The organism is Caballeronia sp. RCC_10, from assembly GCF_041360715.1.
Taxonomy (GTDB): Bacteria; Pseudomonadota; Gammaproteobacteria; order Burkholderiales; family Burkholderiaceae; genus Caballeronia; species Caballeronia grimmiae.
In genome coordinates this window covers 80,504-94,899 of record NZ_JBFUPT010000008.1, presented here as the reverse complement: position 1 = coordinate 94,899, position 14,396 = coordinate 80,504, and the positions used below count along the sequence as shown (strand labels likewise).

Here is a 14,396-nt window from a genome sequence, read left to right as displayed (position 1 = left end):
ATCCTCCGATGACCGTCCGAGTATAGCAAACGGGTTCGCGTTTCGAGACCGGCAAAACGCCCGCCCGCGCGCCCCCTCAGGCGACCTTTGCGATGCCGTGCGCGTACTCGGCTGCCGCCTTGCCCGCCGCGACGCCCGATGCCCACGCCCACTGAAAGTTATAGCCGCCGAGCCAGCCGGTGACGTCCACCGCCTCGCCGACGAAGTACAGTCCCGCCACGCGTTCGCTCATCATCGTGGCCGACGACAGTTCGCGCGTATCGACGCCGCCTCGCGTGACTTCCGCCTTGCGATAACCCTCGGTGCCGCTCGGCGTCAGCGTCCAGTCCGACAGCGACGCGCCGAGCGCCTTGAGCGTGCGGTCGGGCAGATCGGCGAGGCGCGCATCGACGGGCACGCGCTGCGCGTCGAGCCACGCATGCGCGAGCCGCGCGGGAACATGCTCGGTCAGGAAATTGCCGATCTGCTTCTTCGATCCCGCTTTCGCGTCGAGCAGAAGTTCCGTCGCGTCCAGTTCGGGCAGCAGATCGACGTGGATCGGTTCGGATGTGTTCCAGTAGCTGGAGATTTGCAGTACGCCCGGCCCCGAAAGCCCGCGATGCGTGAGCAGCAAGTCCTCGTCGAACTCGCCGCGCGTCTTGCCCTTGCCCGCGCTGATGCGAACCGGCAGCGAAAGCCCGGACAACGCGGCGAACGGGGCCCAGTCAGCGGAGGTGAACGTGAGCGGCACGAGCGCGGGATGCGTATCGACGAGCTTGTGCCCGAACTGCTTCGCGACGCGATAACCAAAATCCGTCGCGCCGATCTTCGGAATCGAAAGTCCGCCGGTCGCGATTACGAGCGCGGACGCGTGAATCGCGCCAGCAGTGGTATCGAGCGTGAAGCGCGCGCCGTCGTGACGGATCGCATGGACGCTCACCGGACGGCGCCACGCGACGCCGCCGGCATCGCATTCGCTGCGCAGGACGTCGATGACCGTTTCGCTGGAATCGTCGCAAAAAAGCTGGCCCTTGTGCTTCTCGTGCCACTTCACGCGGTATTGCTTGAGCAGCGCGAGAAAGTCGCGCGGCGTGTAGCGGGCGAGCGCCGAGCGGCAGAAATGCGGATTCGCCGACAAGAAGTTTGCCGGCTGCGCGTTGATGTTGGTGAAGTTGCAGCGGCCGCCGCCCGAGATGCGGATTTTTTCCGCGAGGCGCTCGGCGTGGTCGATGAGCACGACGCGCCGGCCCGCCTGAGCCGCGACGGCCGCGCACATCATGCCGGCCGCGCCCGCGCCGATCACGGCGATGTCGAAGGATTCCATGCCGCGCATTGTAACCGGCGCCCGCTGGTATACTTTCCCGTTACCCTCCGACGTCCCGATCATGCTCGTTCTCGGCATCGAAAGTTCCTGCGACGAAACCGGCCTCGCGCTCTACGACACGGAGCGCGGCCTGCTCGCTCACGCGCTGCATTCGCAGATTGCGATGCATCGCGAGTACGGCGGCGTCGTGCCGGAACTGGCCTCGCGCGATCACATCCGCCGGGCGCTGCCGCTGCTCGAACAGGTGATGAGCGAGGCGAAAGTCGAGCGCGCCGCCATCGACGCCATCGCGTTCACGCAAGGGCCGGGGCTCGCGGGCGCGCTGCTGGTCGGCGCGAGCATCGCCAACGCGCTGGCGATGGCGTGGGACAAGCCGACGGTCGGCATCCATCATCTCGAAGGGCATCTGTTGTCGCCGCTGCTGGTCGATGCGCCGCCGCCGTTTCCGTTCGTCGCGCTGCTGGTATCGGGCGGACATACGCAATTGATGCGCGTCACCGATGTCGGCGTCTACGAGACGCTCGGCGAAACGCTCGACGACGCCGCCGGCGAAGCGTTCGACAAGACCGCGAAGTTGCTCGGCCTCGGCTATCCCGGCGGGCCGGAAGTATCGCGGCTCGCGGAGTTCGGCACGCCGGGCGCGGTCACGCTGCCGCGTCCGATGCTGCACTCCGGCGACCTCGATTTCAGCTTCAGCGGTTTGAAAACCGCCGTGCTGACGCAGAGCCGCAAGCTCGGCGCGAACGTCTGCGAACAGTCGAAGGCGGATCTGGCGCGCGGTTTCGTCGATGCCGCCGTCGATGTGCTCGTCGCGAAGTCGCTTGCGGCGCTCAAGAAGACGGGCCTGAAACGGCTGGTCGTCGCGGGCGGCGTCGGGGCGAACCGGCAGTTGCGCGAAGCGCTGTCGGCGGCGGCAAAGAAGCGGCGCTTCGACGTCCACTATCCCGATTTGTCGCTTTGCACGGATAACGGCGCGATGATCGCACTGGCCGGCGCGCTGCGGCTCACGCGCTGGCCGGAGCAGGCCGTGCGCGACTACGCCTTCACCGTGAAGCCGCGCTGGGACCTGACCTCGCTCGCACGCGCCTAGTTCTTTTTCGGCGGACTAAACGGCTGCACGACCGACCGGAACACGTCGAGCGTCTCGCAGCGATCGCTGAGCGCGATCAATGCCGGCCATCGTGCGCCGGCGAAAACCGGCGCGTGCGCCTCGCGGGCAAAACGCAGCGCGCACGCCACGGCAATATCCGCATGACCGATTGATTCGCCGAACCAGAAGGGCGTCGGGCGCGCGGCGCGGTCGGCTTCTAGCGCATCGAGCACGCGCTCGACCTGCCCCCTGCAGCGATCCACCCACGCCTGCGATTCCTCCTCGTGCAACACGCGTTCGTAGACCAGCGCGACGGCTTTGTCGGCGAGACCCGTGGCCAGCGCGCAAACCTTGAGCGCCTCGCGTCGCGCGGCGCCGTCCGATGCGATCAGCGCGCGCGCTGCACCCGCTTGTTCGTCGAGATAATCCAGGATCATCGCGCTTTCGATCAGCACGTCGCCGGAATCGAGCACGAGCGTCGGCACGCGGATCAGCGGGTTGATCGGCGCGATCTTGCCGGCATCGCCGAAGACGGACCACGGACCATGCTCGTACGCGATGCCGTAAAGATGCAACGCGATGCCGACGCGTCGCACGAACGGGGAATCGTATTGGCCAATGAGGATCATTCGCGCGCCCGGTAGTGTGAGAGACGGCCCAATTTAAGGTCGCGCGGGCCTCGGAAACAATGGCAGCGCAAGCGAGGCGCACACGCCCGCCGCGAGCCAGACGGCCGTCCACGAGCCGGCGGCCAGCACGTGCGGAATGGCGATCGGCGTCAGAAACAGGCCGGCGTAGACGGCGGTGTTCGTCATGCCGAGCGCGGTGCCGGCGCGCGCGGTGCCAGCGAGCGTCGCCAGTTCGGTGTACGCGACGCCATGCCATGCCGATATCGAGACGCCCGCCAGGACGATCATCGTCGCCAGCAATACGGGCGCGCCCGCCGCGCCGAGCGCGGTCGCCGCCGCCAGCGCCGCGAACGACGCCACCGCGATCCACGTAGATACGCGCAGATACCCGCGACGATTGCCATGCCGGTCGGTGTAGCGGCCGCTCCAGACGCGCATGATCATCGCGCCGAGCTGGAGCGCGCCCATCGTCGCGCTGATCGACGTGACGCCGAAGCGGCCCGCATCGTGCAGAAAGACGGCGGCGAACGTCAGCACCGCGAATTGGGGCACGCACAGCACGCCGATGCCGAGCACCATGCGCCAGACGAGCACATCGCCGAGCGGCGCGGCGCGCTTTTGCTGCGGATGCTGCGGCGGCTGCGCGGCGCGCGGCGGTTCGTGCAGCCAGCGCCAGGTGAATGCGCCGGACACTGCGCACATCGCGGCCAGCGCGCCGAATACGGCGGAAAAACCGACCGACGACGCGAGCCACGGCAACAACGCCGCGCCGATCCCGCCACCGAGCGGCACGGCGGTCTGGCGGATGCTCATCGCGAGGCCGCGCTCGCCTTCCGCGAACCAGGCCATCACCGCGCGGCCGCTCGCGCCGTTCACGCTGCCGCCGAATAGTCCCAGCGCGCACATGCCGGTCACGAGCCAAACGAGCGACGGTGCGCCCGCGCTTGCCGATGGCGCGACGAACACGCTCATCGCGACGAGCGCGATGGCGGTCGCGATGAGGCCGATCAGCAGCACGCGGCGATCGCCCCATCGGTCGGTCAGCAGGCCCCACGGCAATTCCGATACCGCCGCGCCCAGCCCGAGCGCCCCCAGCACGAGCCCGAGTTCCGCGTTATTCAAGTGATAGCCGCTGCGCAACCACACGGCGGTCGTCGGTATCCCGGCCACGGCGGCGGCAAAGCTCGCGTTCGCCGCCACGCCCACGCCAAGCACTTTCCACCGATGCCCACCGCCGACCGCAGGCGCGGTCGAGTCGAAAGTCGTTGCCATGCCGCACCTCGCAATCATTGACTGCGGCCAGTCTGACGCCTTAGCATCGTTCTGAAAATCAAATAGTTTTGCATCGATCATTCGATTAAACGGGACAGTTGCCATGAGCCAAACGACATTCGATCTTGCCGTGCTGCGCAGTTTCGTCGCGGGAATGCAGTTGGGAAGTTTTGCGAAGGCTGCGGATCAGGTCGGACGGTCGACGTCGGCGATCAGCGCGCAGCTTCGCAAGTTGGAGGAACAGGCGGGCATCGAACTCTTTCGCAAATCCGGGCGCGGCCTGGCGCTGACCGACGCCGGCGAAGTGATGCTCGGCTACGCGCGGCGCCTGGTCGAACTGAACGATGAGGCCGCCGTCGCGGTGCGCGGTGTCGATCTGGAAGGGTGGATCCGGCTCGGCCTGCAGGAAGATTTCGGCGAAGCCGTGCTGCCGGATGTGCTGGGCCGCTTTGCGCGGGCGCATCCGAAGGTGCGGATCGAGGCGCGCGTCGCGCGAAATACAGAATTGCTGGAACGGATCGATACCGGCCAGCTCGATCTGGCGCTCGTATGGGGCCTGGCGGGCGCGAAGGAATTCGAGCCGATCGCCGCGCCGCGGATGCGCTGGATCGGATCATCGACGGTGCCGTTTCAGCGCGACGCGAGCGAGCCGCTACCGTTGATCGCGTTCGATCGTCCGTGTGTCTTTCACAGCGCGGCGACGGCGGCGCTGGATCGCGCGGGTATCAAATGGCGCGTCGCGTTCACGAGCCCGAGCCTCGCGGGCCTCTGGGCCGCCGCAGCCGCAGGGCTCGGCGTGACGGTGCGGACGTGCTACGGGCTGCCGTCGACCGTGCGCGCGCTCGACGAAGCCGAATGCGGCTTGCCGTCGCTGCCCTCGATTCCGCTCGCATTGCACCGCGCATCGGCGGGCGGTTCAGCGCCGGTCGAGCGGCTGGCGTCGCTCGTCGTCGAGTCGGTGCGGGAAGCGCATGTATCCGCGCAACCGGCGTTTGCATGAAAAAACCGGTCGCGAGGACCGGTTTTTCGTTCGGCGTGAGAGCGGAAACGCTTAGCGTTTGTCTCGCTCGATCACCGCATACGCGCTGTGATTGTGAATCGACTCGAAGTTCTCCGCTTCCAGCACATACGCGGCGATGCGATCGTCCGCGTTCAGCCGCACCGCGATATCGCGCACGAGGTCTTCGACGAACTTCGGATTCTCATAAGCGCGTTCGGTCACGAACTTCTCGTCGGGCCGCTTCAGCAAGCCCCAGAGTTCGCACGACGCCTCTTCTTCCGCAATACGCACCAGTTCTTCCACCGCCACATCGCCGGCGAGTTCCGCCGTGATCGTCACGTGCGATCGCTGATTGTGCGCGCCGTACTGCGAAATCTTCTTCGAGCACGGACACAGGCTCGTCACCGGCACGAGCACTTTCAGCGACAGGCGCGTGTCGCCGTTGCGCTTTTCCGCGACGAACGTCACCTCGTAATCGAGCAGGCTTTGCACGCCCGAAATCGGCGCGGTCTTCATCACGAAATACGGCAGGCTCACTTCGATACGGCCCGAATGCGCTTCCAGCTTTGTGAGCATCGCGGCGAGCATGGTTTGCAGCGCGGACTGATCGAGCGGCGCGCGATGCTCTTCGAGCAACGCGACGAAGCGCGACATGTGCGTGCCTTTCTGGTCGGCGGGCAGATGCACGTCGAGGTTCCATACGCCGACGCTCGGCTGCACGCCGCTCGCCGTCCTGACCGACAGCGGATGCCGCACGCCTTTGACGCCGACACGCGCAATATCGATCTGACGCGTATCCGGCGTGCTCTGCACGTCGGGCATGACGAAGGCGGGATTCATCTGGTTCATTTGTTATGTCCTTTTACGCCGCCCGCGGAGACGACCGGCGTTGAGCGGCGATAAGCGATGAAACGCAAGCGGCGCGGGGAAAACCCCGCGCCGCATGGCTGACTTTGAGTCCGGCGCGCCCGCACCCCGGGGCGTGCCTCGGCAGCCGGGTTGCGCGTCAGGCGACGCGCTTGGTCAGCTTGCCCGCGCTTTCGACGGCAGTCAGAAAACGCTCGCGGATCGAACGCGCGATACCGGCGGCGTCGAGGCCAACGCTCGCGAGCAGCCTCGCGGGATCGCCGTGGTCGATGAAAGCGTCCGGCAAGCCCAGTTGCAGCACCGGCTTGACGACGCCGCTCGCCAGCAGCGCTTCCACGCAGGCCGAGCCCGCGCCGCCCATGATCGAGCCTTCCTCGATGGTCACGATGGCGTCGTGCGTCGCGGCCAGTTCGCGCAGAAGATCGGCGTCGACCGGCTTCACGAACCGCATGTTGGCGACCGTCAAATCCAGCTCGTCGGCGGCGGCGAGCGACGGCGCGACCATCGTGCCGAACGCGCAAATCGCGATACGCTTGCCGGAGCCGAGCTTCTGCGACGATTCGCGGCGAATCTCGCCCTTGCCGACGGGAAGCGCGGTCATCTGCCTGACCGTGGCGACGCCCGTCCCCGCGCCGCGCGGATAGCGCACGGCAGTCGGGTTCGGCTGCTGCAGCGCGGTGTACAGCATCTGGCGGCATTCGTTTTCGTCGGATGCGGCCATCACCGTCATGTTCGGGATGCAGCGCAGGAACGCGAGGTCGTAGTTGCCCGCATGCGTCGCGCCGTCCGCGCCGACGAGACCCGCCCGGTCGATCGCAAACACGACCGGCAGGTTCTGCAACGCGACATCGTGAATCAACTGGTCGTAAGCGCGCTGCAAGAAGGTCGAGTAAATCGCGACGACGGGCTTCATGCCGTCAGCCGCGAGGCCGCCCGCGAACGTGACCGCGTGCTGCTCCGCGATGCCGACGTCGAAGTACCGGTCCGGAAAGCGCTTCTCGAATTCGACCATGCCCGAGCCTTCGCGCATCGCGGGCGTGATGCCGACCACGCGCGAGTCCTGCGCGGCGGCATCGCAAAGCCATTCGCCGAACACTTGCGTGTAGGTTTTCTTCGACGGCGCGGTCGACGGCTTGATGCCTTCGGCCGGATTGAACTTGCCCGGGCCGTGATACAGCACCGGATCGGCTTCGGCCAGCTTGTAACCCTGGCCCTTCTTCGTGACGACGTGCAGGAACTGCGGGCCGCGCAATTCCTTGATGTTCTGCAGCGTCGGGATGAGCGACTCGAGATCGTGACCGTCGATCGGCCCGATGTAATTGAAGCCGAACTCTTCGAACAGCGTGGCCGGCACGATCATGCCCTTCGCGTGCTCTTCGAGCTTGCGCGCGAGATCCAGCACCGGCGGGGCGGCGCGCAGCACGCGCTCGACGCCCGCGCGCGCGGCGGCGTAGAAACGGCCCGACATCAGGCGCGCGAGATGGCGATTGAGCGCGCCGACCGGCGGCGAAATCGACATGTCGTTGTCGTTCAGGATGACGAGCAGCGGCAGGTCGTCGGCGACGCCCGCGTTGTTCATCGCCTCGAACGCCATGCCCGCCGTCATCGCGCCGTCGCCGATCACGGCGATCGAGTAGCGGTTGTCGCCCTGCAGCTTGTTCGCGACCGCCATGCCGAGCGCCGCCGAAATAGACGTGCTCGAATGCGCCGTGCCGAACGTGTCGTAGGCGGATTCCGCGCGGCGCGGGAAGCCGGAGATGCCGCCGAGCTGACGCAGGCCGGGCATCTGATCGCGGCGGCCGGTCAGAATCTTGTGCGGATAAGTCTGATGGCCGACGTCCCACACGATGCGGTCGCTCGGCGTATCGAAGACATAGTGCAGCGCAATCGTCAGCTCGACCGTGCCCAGATTGGACGACAGATGGCCGCCCGTCTGCGACACGCTGTCGAGCACGTAGGCCCGCAGTTCGTCGGCAAGCGGCTGCAGTTGGCGTCGATCGAGGGCCCGAAGATCGGCCGGATCGTCGATGGATTTCAGCAAGTCGTACATCGTCGTCCCATTTTAGGAAAACTGGCGTGATTCGTTCAGCGCGATTGTTGCGCCGTGGGGTTCGTCACGCATTCAACGTTCAATGCACCCGGTTCACGACCAGGTCTGCAAGTTCAGCAAGCCGCTGGCCGCGTGGGCCGAACGGCTCGATGGCGGCGTGCGCGTCGCGTCCGAGTTGAGCAGCGAGTTCACGCGATGCGTCGAGTCCGATGATGGACACGTAAGTCGGTTTGTCGTGCTGCGCATCCTTGCCCGCCGTCTTGCCGAGCGTGGCGGAGTCGGCGGTCACGTCCAGAATGTCGTCGACGACCTGGAATGCGAGGCCGACGGCGGCGGCGTACTGATCGAGCGCGGCGAGCGCTTCGGCGCCCGGCTGCGCGCCCGCGAGCGCGCCCATGCGCACCGATGCGCGCAGCAGCGCGCCTGTTTTCTTGCGATGCATCGTCTCGAGTTCGAGCCGCGACAATTTGCGTCCAACGCTTTCGAGATCGATCGCCTGCCCGCCCGCCATGCCGACCGAACCGCTTGCGATGGCCAGTTCGCGCACGAGCGCGGCCTGCTGGCTATCGGACAGGCCGTTGCCTGCGGCGGTCAGCGCGACGAACGCCTGCGATTGCAGCGCATCGCCGACGAGCAGTGCCGTCGCTTCGTCATATTGGATGTGTACCGTGGGCTTGCCGCGGCGCAGGGCGTCGTCGTCCATCGCCGGCATGTCGTCGTGCACCAGCGAATACACGTGGATCATTTCGAGTGCGGCGCTCGCGGCTTCGACCGCGTGCGCGCTCGCGCCGGTCAGTTCGCCGGCCGCGTGCACGAGCAGCGGGCGCACGCGCTTGCCGCCGCCGAGCACCGCGTAGCGCATGGCTTCATGGAGCCGCGCCGGAGCGATGTCGGTTCCGGGAAGATAATGCTCGAGCGCGGTTTCGACGCGGTCGAGCGTGGCGCGCATCCATTGTTCGAAGGTCATAGATCGTCCCCGTTGTCGGTGGCGGCGCCCGCGCCCTGAGTTGCGCGCTGTACGTCGGCGGGCAGCGGCTTGAGCGTCTCGCCGTCGAGCACGCGAACCTGCTGCTCCACTTTTTCGAGCTGCTGTTGGCAAAAGCCCACAAGCGTCGCGCCGCGACGGTACGCCGCGAGCGATTCTTCGAGGCTCAGCGCGCCCTCTTCCATGCGCGCCACGAGCGATTCGAGCTCGGCCAGCGCGGCTTCGTAATTGTCCGGAAGCAACGCGGCGTCTGCGCCCGGCGTGTTGTCGCCGGTTTGATCGCCTGTTGCCTGGACTGCGGTCTTCGCCATGAATCGTGGATGTGCAGTTGAAAATTGGAACCAAGTCGCACATTCTACGGCAAAAGCCAAATTTTCGACCCGCACCCGGTACGGATGCCGGACGACACGCGGGGCAAGCCCGCTCTTCGCCGCCCGCGAGAAATTCAAACGAACAAGAAGCGCGTCGGGCGCGCAAAAATCGCGGGTTCGACGGAACTCTTGCGACAATTTATACCCAAATCAAGACCTTATACACCCCGGTGTGGCGGATTTCGGTATAATCGCGGGCTCCCTAAATCGAATCTTCGATGGTTGGGTTGTTCACTGCTTTCACGTCTTAACGGGAGTGGGAATGTCCAATCTGAGCAATGCATTGCAGTTGAAGGCTGTTCATAGCCAACTGCCAGTCACGGCTTACTTTGACGAAGCGCTTCTTACGCGCGAACTCGACACACTTTTCAAGCAAGGTCCTCGCTACGTCGGGCACGAACTCATGGTTCCCGAAGCGGGAAACTATTTTGCGCTTCCCGGCGAGGGCGAAGGGCGCGTGCTCGTCCGCAATCGGCAAAACGACATCGAACTGCTGTCGAACGTATGCCGCCATCGCCAGGCCATCATGCTGAACGGCCGCGGCAGCGCGGACAATATCGTCTGCCCGCTGCACCGCTGGACTTACGATCTCAACGGCCAGTTGCTCGGCGCGCCGCATTTCGCCGACAAGCCCTGCCTGAATCTTGGCGCAACGCCGCTGCAAAACTGGCAAGGCCTGCTCTTCGAGGCGCAGGGCCGCAACGTCGCGGCCGATCTCGCGAAGCTGGGCACCGCGCGCCACTTCGACTTCTCGGGCTTCATGTTCGATCACGTCGAAGTCCACGAGTGCAACTACAACTGGAAGACCTTCATCGAGGTCTATCTGGAGGATTACCACGTCGCGCCGTTCCATCCGGGACTCGGCAGTTTCGTCTCGTGCGACAACCTCGAATGGGAATTCGGCGACTGGTACAGCGTGCAGACGGTTGGCGTCCACAAGAATCTGGAAAAGCCCGGCAGCCCGATCTATCGCAAGTGGCACGACGAAGTCCTGCGCTTCCGTAACGGCGCACCGCCGGACTTCGGCGCAATCTGGATGGTGTACTACCCCGGTCTGATGATCGAGTGGTATCCGCACGTGCTCGTCGTGTCGTGGCTCATTCCGCACGGCACGCAGAAGACGACGAACATCGTCGAGTTCTATTACCCCGAGGAAATCGCGCTGTTCGAACGCGAGTTCATCGAGGCGGAACGTGCGGCGTACATGGAAACCGCGCGCGAGGACGATGAAATCGCCGAACGCATGGATGCGGGCCGACGCGCGCTGATGTCGCGCGGTGAGAATCAGGTCGGGCCGTATCAAAGCCCGATGGAATCGGGCATGCAGCACTTCCACGAGTTCCTGCGCCACCAGCTCGGCGCCATCTGAGCGCGGTTTGCAATGCGAAAAGACGGGCTTTCGAGCCCGTTTTTTCTTTTAGACTTATGGCTATTCCCGCATTGCAAGCGCTGCCTCAGGAGCCGTCATGCCGCACACTCACTACACCACGCTCATATCCGCGACGAACCTCGCCGGGCAGCTCGACACGGCGCCGGGCAGCGTCGTCGTCTTCGATTGCCGGTTCGATCTGGCCGCGCCCGAAGCCGGACAAGCCGCCTATGCCGCTGGCCACATTCCCGGCGCGCATTATCTGCATCTCGACCGCGACCTGTCCGGCGCGAAGACCGGTACGAACGGCCGCCATCCGTTGCCGGACCGTGCGGCGCTCGTCGCGAAGCTCGCCAGTTTCGGGTTGAACGAAGGACAGCAGGTCGTCGCTTATGACGCTCAGGGGGGCATGTACGCGGCGCGTCTGTGGTGGCTGCTGCGCTGGCTCGGCCATGACTCCGTCGCGCTGATCGATGGCGGCCTGCAAGCGTGGGAAGCAGCCGGCAAGCCGCTCGACACGGCCGTGCCGCCGACGTCGCAAGGGAGCTTCAAGGCCGCCGCGCCGCTCCAGGTGACGATCGATGCGCAGGCGATCGAGCGCAGCATCGGCACGCGCGATCATCTGCTGATCGATGCACGCGCGGCGGACCGGTATCGCGGCGAGAACGAAACGATCGATCCCGTCGGCGGCCACATCCCCGGCGCGCTGAATCACTTCTTCAAGAACAATCTGACGCCGGAAGGCCGCTTCAAGACCGCGCACGAACTGCGCGAAGCGTTCGCATCGCTGATCGGCCCGACGCCGGTGGATCGCGTCGTCCTGCAATGCGGGTCGGGCGTCACCGCATGCCACAACGCGCTGGCGATGGAAGTCGCCGGCCTGCATGGCGCGGCGCTTTATCCCGGCTCGTGGAGCGAATGGAGCGCCGATCCGGGCCGCCCCGTCGCGACCGGCGCGAACCCCTAGGCCGTCGTTTCAGACGCCGTGCTCGCGGAACCACGCGAGCGCGCGTTTCCAGCCGTCCTCGGCGTCGGCCTTGCGATAGCTCGGACGATAATCGGCGAAGAAGGCATGCGGGGCATCGTCATACACGACGAATTGCGAACCGCGCGCTTTCTGCGGCCCGTGCGCGATGGCCTGCTTCATCTGCTCGATGGTGTCCTGCGGAATGCTCTGATCCTGCCGCCCGTACAGTCCGAGCACCGGCGCCTTCAGCTCGCCGACGTTGTCGATCGGATTGCTCGGCGTCGTCGCCGTCTTGTTGCCGACGAGCCGCCCGTACCACGCGACCGCCGCCTTCACGTTCGGATTGTGTTCGGCGTAGAGCCACGTGATGCGCCCGCCCCAGCAGAAGCCGGTAATGCCCAGACGCTTCGTATCGCCGCCATGTTCGCCCGCCCATTTGACGGTCTCGTCGATGTCCGACAGCACTTGCGCGTCCGGCAGCTTCGCGACGATCTGATCGTTGATCTGCTGGATCGACGGCATCGACGCTGCATCGCCCTGGCGCGTGAAAAGCTGCGGCGCAATCGCGAGATAGCCGAGCTTGGCGAAGCGGCGGCAGATATCGGCGATATGCTCATGCACGCCGAAAATCTCGTGAATGACGATGATCACCGGCAGATGCGTCTTGCCCTTCGGCTGCGCCCGATACGCCGGCACGAGCGTGCCGTCCGCGCCGCGCACGGCGATGGAACCGGCCTCAAGACCGTCGCTATCGGTATGAATGGTTTGTGCGGAGACCGGCAGCACGGCAGCCGCGAAGCCGGTGCCCAATGCGGCCTTGATGAAGCCGCGGCGATCGAACGGAACGTGCGGGATGAGGCTGTCGACTTCGGGAGTCAGCATACGAAGCTCCTGCGGCAAGAGCCGCCAAGGCGCCGCCGATGCGGGCGTCGGCTGTATCGGGCCGCGTACCGTCGATGGCGCTGAACCGGAAACCGCGCTTCTCGTTGAACATCATGCAGCGCGGCGCTGGACGACTGTCACGGGCGAAGGCCGCATGCCCGGGCGCGCCGGACATCGGCGCGCCGCTCATTCTAAACAGCTTTGCCGTGCGGATGCGCGCCGTCAGTGCAGCTTGACGCGCGGCGCGGTGGACCGGCGCAGCCAGTGCGCGACGGTATCGAGCATCATGCGCGCGTAGCCATGCAGCGCCGCGATATGCAGCCGGTACAGCGACATATACATGAAGCGCGCGAAGAGCCCTTCGATCAGCATGTTGCCGCCGATCAGCCCGCCCATCAGATTGCCGACCGCGCTATAACGCCCGAGCGACACGAGCGAGCCGAAATCGCGATACGTATATTCCGGCAAAGGCTTGCCCTGCATGCGGCGCTCGAACGCCGCAAACAGAAAGCTCGCCTGCTGATGCGCCGCCTGCGCGCGCGGCGGCACGTTGCGCTCCGTGCCGGGCCACGGGCACGCGGCGCAATCGCCGAGGGCGAAGACGTTATCGTCGATTTCCGTTTGCAGCGTGCGGCGCACGATCAACTGGCCGAGACGATTGGTGGGCAAGCCGTCGAGTTGCGACAGCACCGCGGGCGCCTTGATGCCCGCCGCCCACACGGTCAGGTCGGCGCGGATGATTTTGCCGCTCGCCGTGCGGATCGAGTCGCGCGTGACTTGGGCGACGGTCTCGCCGGTCATCAGACGAACGCCGAGCTTGGTGAGCAGTTCCGCCGTGGCGCTCGACACGCTCTCTTTCAGCGCCGGCAAAATGCGCGGCCCCGCTTCGATCAGCACAATGCCGATGTCGTGCTTCGGATCGAGCTTGTGCAGCCCGTAAGCGGCCAGCACTTGTGCGGTGTTGCGTAGTTCCGCCGACAATTCGACGCCCGTCGCGCCCGCACCGACGATCGCCACCTGAATGCGCGGCGCGGCTTCCACGGCCGGCAGCGGCGCGCTCTCGTCGACGCCCGCCGCAACCGGCTCGGGCACGACGTGTTCGGCGCGCATGCACGCCGCGATCAGCCGCTTGCGAAACAGCTCCGCCTGGCCGACGGTATCGAGCGCAATCGAGAACTCCTGCGCACCTTCGACGCCGAAAAAATGCGTGGTGCTGCCGATGGCGAGCACGAGCGTGTCGTATTCGAGTTCGCGCTCGGGCAGCAGTTCGCCCGCCTCGTCGTCGCGCAGCGCACCGATCCTGATGCGCTTCTGCGCGCGATCCAGCCCGATCAGTTCGCCCTGCTGAAACTCGAAGCCGTGCCATAGCGCCTGCGCGGCGTATTCGAGTTCCTGCGTGAAAGGGTCCATGCTGCCTGCCGCGACTTCATGCAGCAGCGGCTTCCAGATATGCGTCGGATTGCGGTCGACGAGCGTGATCTGCGCACGCGGCGCTTTGGTGTCCGGCTTGCCGGCGCTCGAACCGAAGCGGTCGCCGAGACGCGTCGCGAGTTCGAGACCGCCGGCTCCGCCGCCGACGATGATGAAGCGATGCATGGAGCTTCTCCCTAT

The 14,396-nt window shown here is 65.8% G+C and carries 13 protein-coding genes; 4 read left to right on the top strand and 9 right to left on the bottom strand.

Annotation, left to right across the window (positions count from 1 at the left end; genetic code table 11):
- Positions 1 to 76: 76 nt before the first annotated feature.
- Complete coding sequence (locus AB6804_RS16305) at positions 77 to 1,303, bottom strand: NAD(P)/FAD-dependent oxidoreductase (RefSeq protein ID WP_370887301.1); 1,227 nt, start codon at positions 1,301 to 1,303, stop codon at positions 77 to 79.
- 61 nt (positions 1,304 to 1,364) lie between these two features.
- Here AB6804_RS16305 and tsaD point away from each other — a divergent pair, with 61 nt between their 5' ends.
- Positions 1,365 to 2,393, top strand: a complete 1,029-nt coding sequence (gene tsaD, locus AB6804_RS16300) for a tRNA (adenosine(37)-N6)-threonylcarbamoyltransferase complex transferase subunit TsaD (RefSeq protein ID WP_035966041.1) — start codon at positions 1,365 to 1,367, stop codon at positions 2,391 to 2,393.
- Here tsaD and AB6804_RS16295 read toward each other — a convergent pair.
- Positions 2,390 to 3,022 carry a glutathione S-transferase family protein gene (locus tag AB6804_RS16295; RefSeq protein ID WP_370887300.1) on the bottom strand — a complete coding sequence of 211 codons (633 nt, stop codon included), beginning with the start codon at positions 3,020 to 3,022 and terminating at the stop codon, positions 2,390 to 2,392. The two genes, tsaD and AB6804_RS16295, sit on opposite strands and share 4 nt — an antisense overlap.
- Before the next feature lie 33 nt (positions 3,023 to 3,055).
- Positions 3,056 to 4,294, bottom strand: coding sequence for an MFS transporter (locus tag AB6804_RS16290; RefSeq protein ID WP_370887299.1), 1,239 nt, complete (start codon positions 4,292 to 4,294; stop codon positions 3,056 to 3,058).
- Positions 4,295 to 4,397: 103 nt separating this feature from the next.
- Here AB6804_RS16290 and AB6804_RS16285 point away from each other — a divergent pair, with 103 nt between their 5' ends.
- Positions 4,398 to 5,294 carry a LysR substrate-binding domain-containing protein gene (locus tag AB6804_RS16285; RefSeq protein ID WP_370887298.1) on the top strand — a complete coding sequence of 299 codons (897 nt, stop codon included), beginning with the start codon at positions 4,398 to 4,400 and terminating at the stop codon, positions 5,292 to 5,294.
- A 51-nt stretch (positions 5,295 to 5,345) separates the two neighbouring features.
- Here AB6804_RS16285 and folE2 read toward each other — a convergent pair whose 3' ends face one another.
- The 4 genes from folE2 to AB6804_RS16265 all read right to left on the bottom strand — a co-directional run bounded on the left by folE2 (position 5,346) and on the right by AB6804_RS16265 (position 9,507).
- Positions 5,346 to 6,143: a GTP cyclohydrolase FolE2 gene (gene folE2, locus AB6804_RS16280; protein WP_370887297.1), complete on the bottom strand. Its 798-nt coding sequence runs from the start codon at positions 6,141 to 6,143 to the stop codon at positions 5,346 to 5,348.
- 157 nt (positions 6,144 to 6,300) lie between these two features.
- Positions 6,301 to 8,211 (bottom strand): 1-deoxy-D-xylulose-5-phosphate synthase, encoded by a 1,911-nt coding sequence (dxs, locus tag AB6804_RS16275; RefSeq protein WP_370887296.1) that lies wholly within the window; start codon positions 8,209 to 8,211, stop codon positions 6,301 to 6,303.
- A gap of 79 nt (positions 8,212 to 8,290) precedes the next feature.
- The gene (locus AB6804_RS16270) at positions 8,291 to 9,178 is read right to left on the bottom strand and encodes a polyprenyl synthetase family protein (protein ID WP_370887295.1); all 888 of its coding nucleotides are present in this window, start codon (positions 9,176 to 9,178) and stop codon (positions 8,291 to 8,293) included.
- Positions 9,175 to 9,507 (bottom strand): exodeoxyribonuclease VII small subunit, encoded by a 333-nt coding sequence (locus tag AB6804_RS16265; RefSeq protein ID WP_370887425.1) that lies wholly within the window; start codon positions 9,505 to 9,507, stop codon positions 9,175 to 9,177. The genes AB6804_RS16270 and AB6804_RS16265 overlap by 4 nt, the downstream gene beginning before the upstream one ends.
- 322 nt (positions 9,508 to 9,829) lie before the next feature.
- Between AB6804_RS16265 and AB6804_RS16260 the strand changes: the two genes are divergently transcribed.
- Both AB6804_RS16260 and AB6804_RS16255 read left to right on the top strand, forming a co-directional pair.
- Entirely contained in the window at positions 9,830 to 10,936 is a 1,107-nt protein-coding gene (locus tag AB6804_RS16260; RefSeq protein WP_035966052.1) for an aromatic ring-hydroxylating dioxygenase subunit alpha, read from the top strand.
- 97 nt (positions 10,937 to 11,033) lie between these two features.
- Positions 11,034 to 11,903 carry a sulfurtransferase gene (locus AB6804_RS16255; RefSeq protein ID WP_370887294.1) on the top strand — a complete coding sequence of 290 codons (870 nt, stop codon included), beginning with the start codon at positions 11,034 to 11,036 and terminating at the stop codon, positions 11,901 to 11,903.
- Between the two features lie 9 nt (positions 11,904 to 11,912).
- Here AB6804_RS16255 and AB6804_RS16250 read toward each other — a convergent pair whose 3' ends face one another.
- Positions 11,913 to 12,785 carry a dienelactone hydrolase family protein gene (locus AB6804_RS16250; protein ID WP_370887293.1) on the bottom strand — a complete coding sequence of 291 codons (873 nt, stop codon included), beginning with the start codon at positions 12,783 to 12,785 and terminating at the stop codon, positions 11,913 to 11,915.
- 222 nt (positions 12,786 to 13,007) lie between these two features.
- On the bottom strand, positions 13,008 to 14,381 hold the full coding sequence (locus AB6804_RS16245) for an NAD(P)/FAD-dependent oxidoreductase (RefSeq protein WP_370887292.1): 1,374 nt from the start codon (positions 14,379 to 14,381) through the stop codon (positions 13,008 to 13,010).
- Between the last annotated feature and the right edge of the window lie 15 nt (positions 14,382 to 14,396).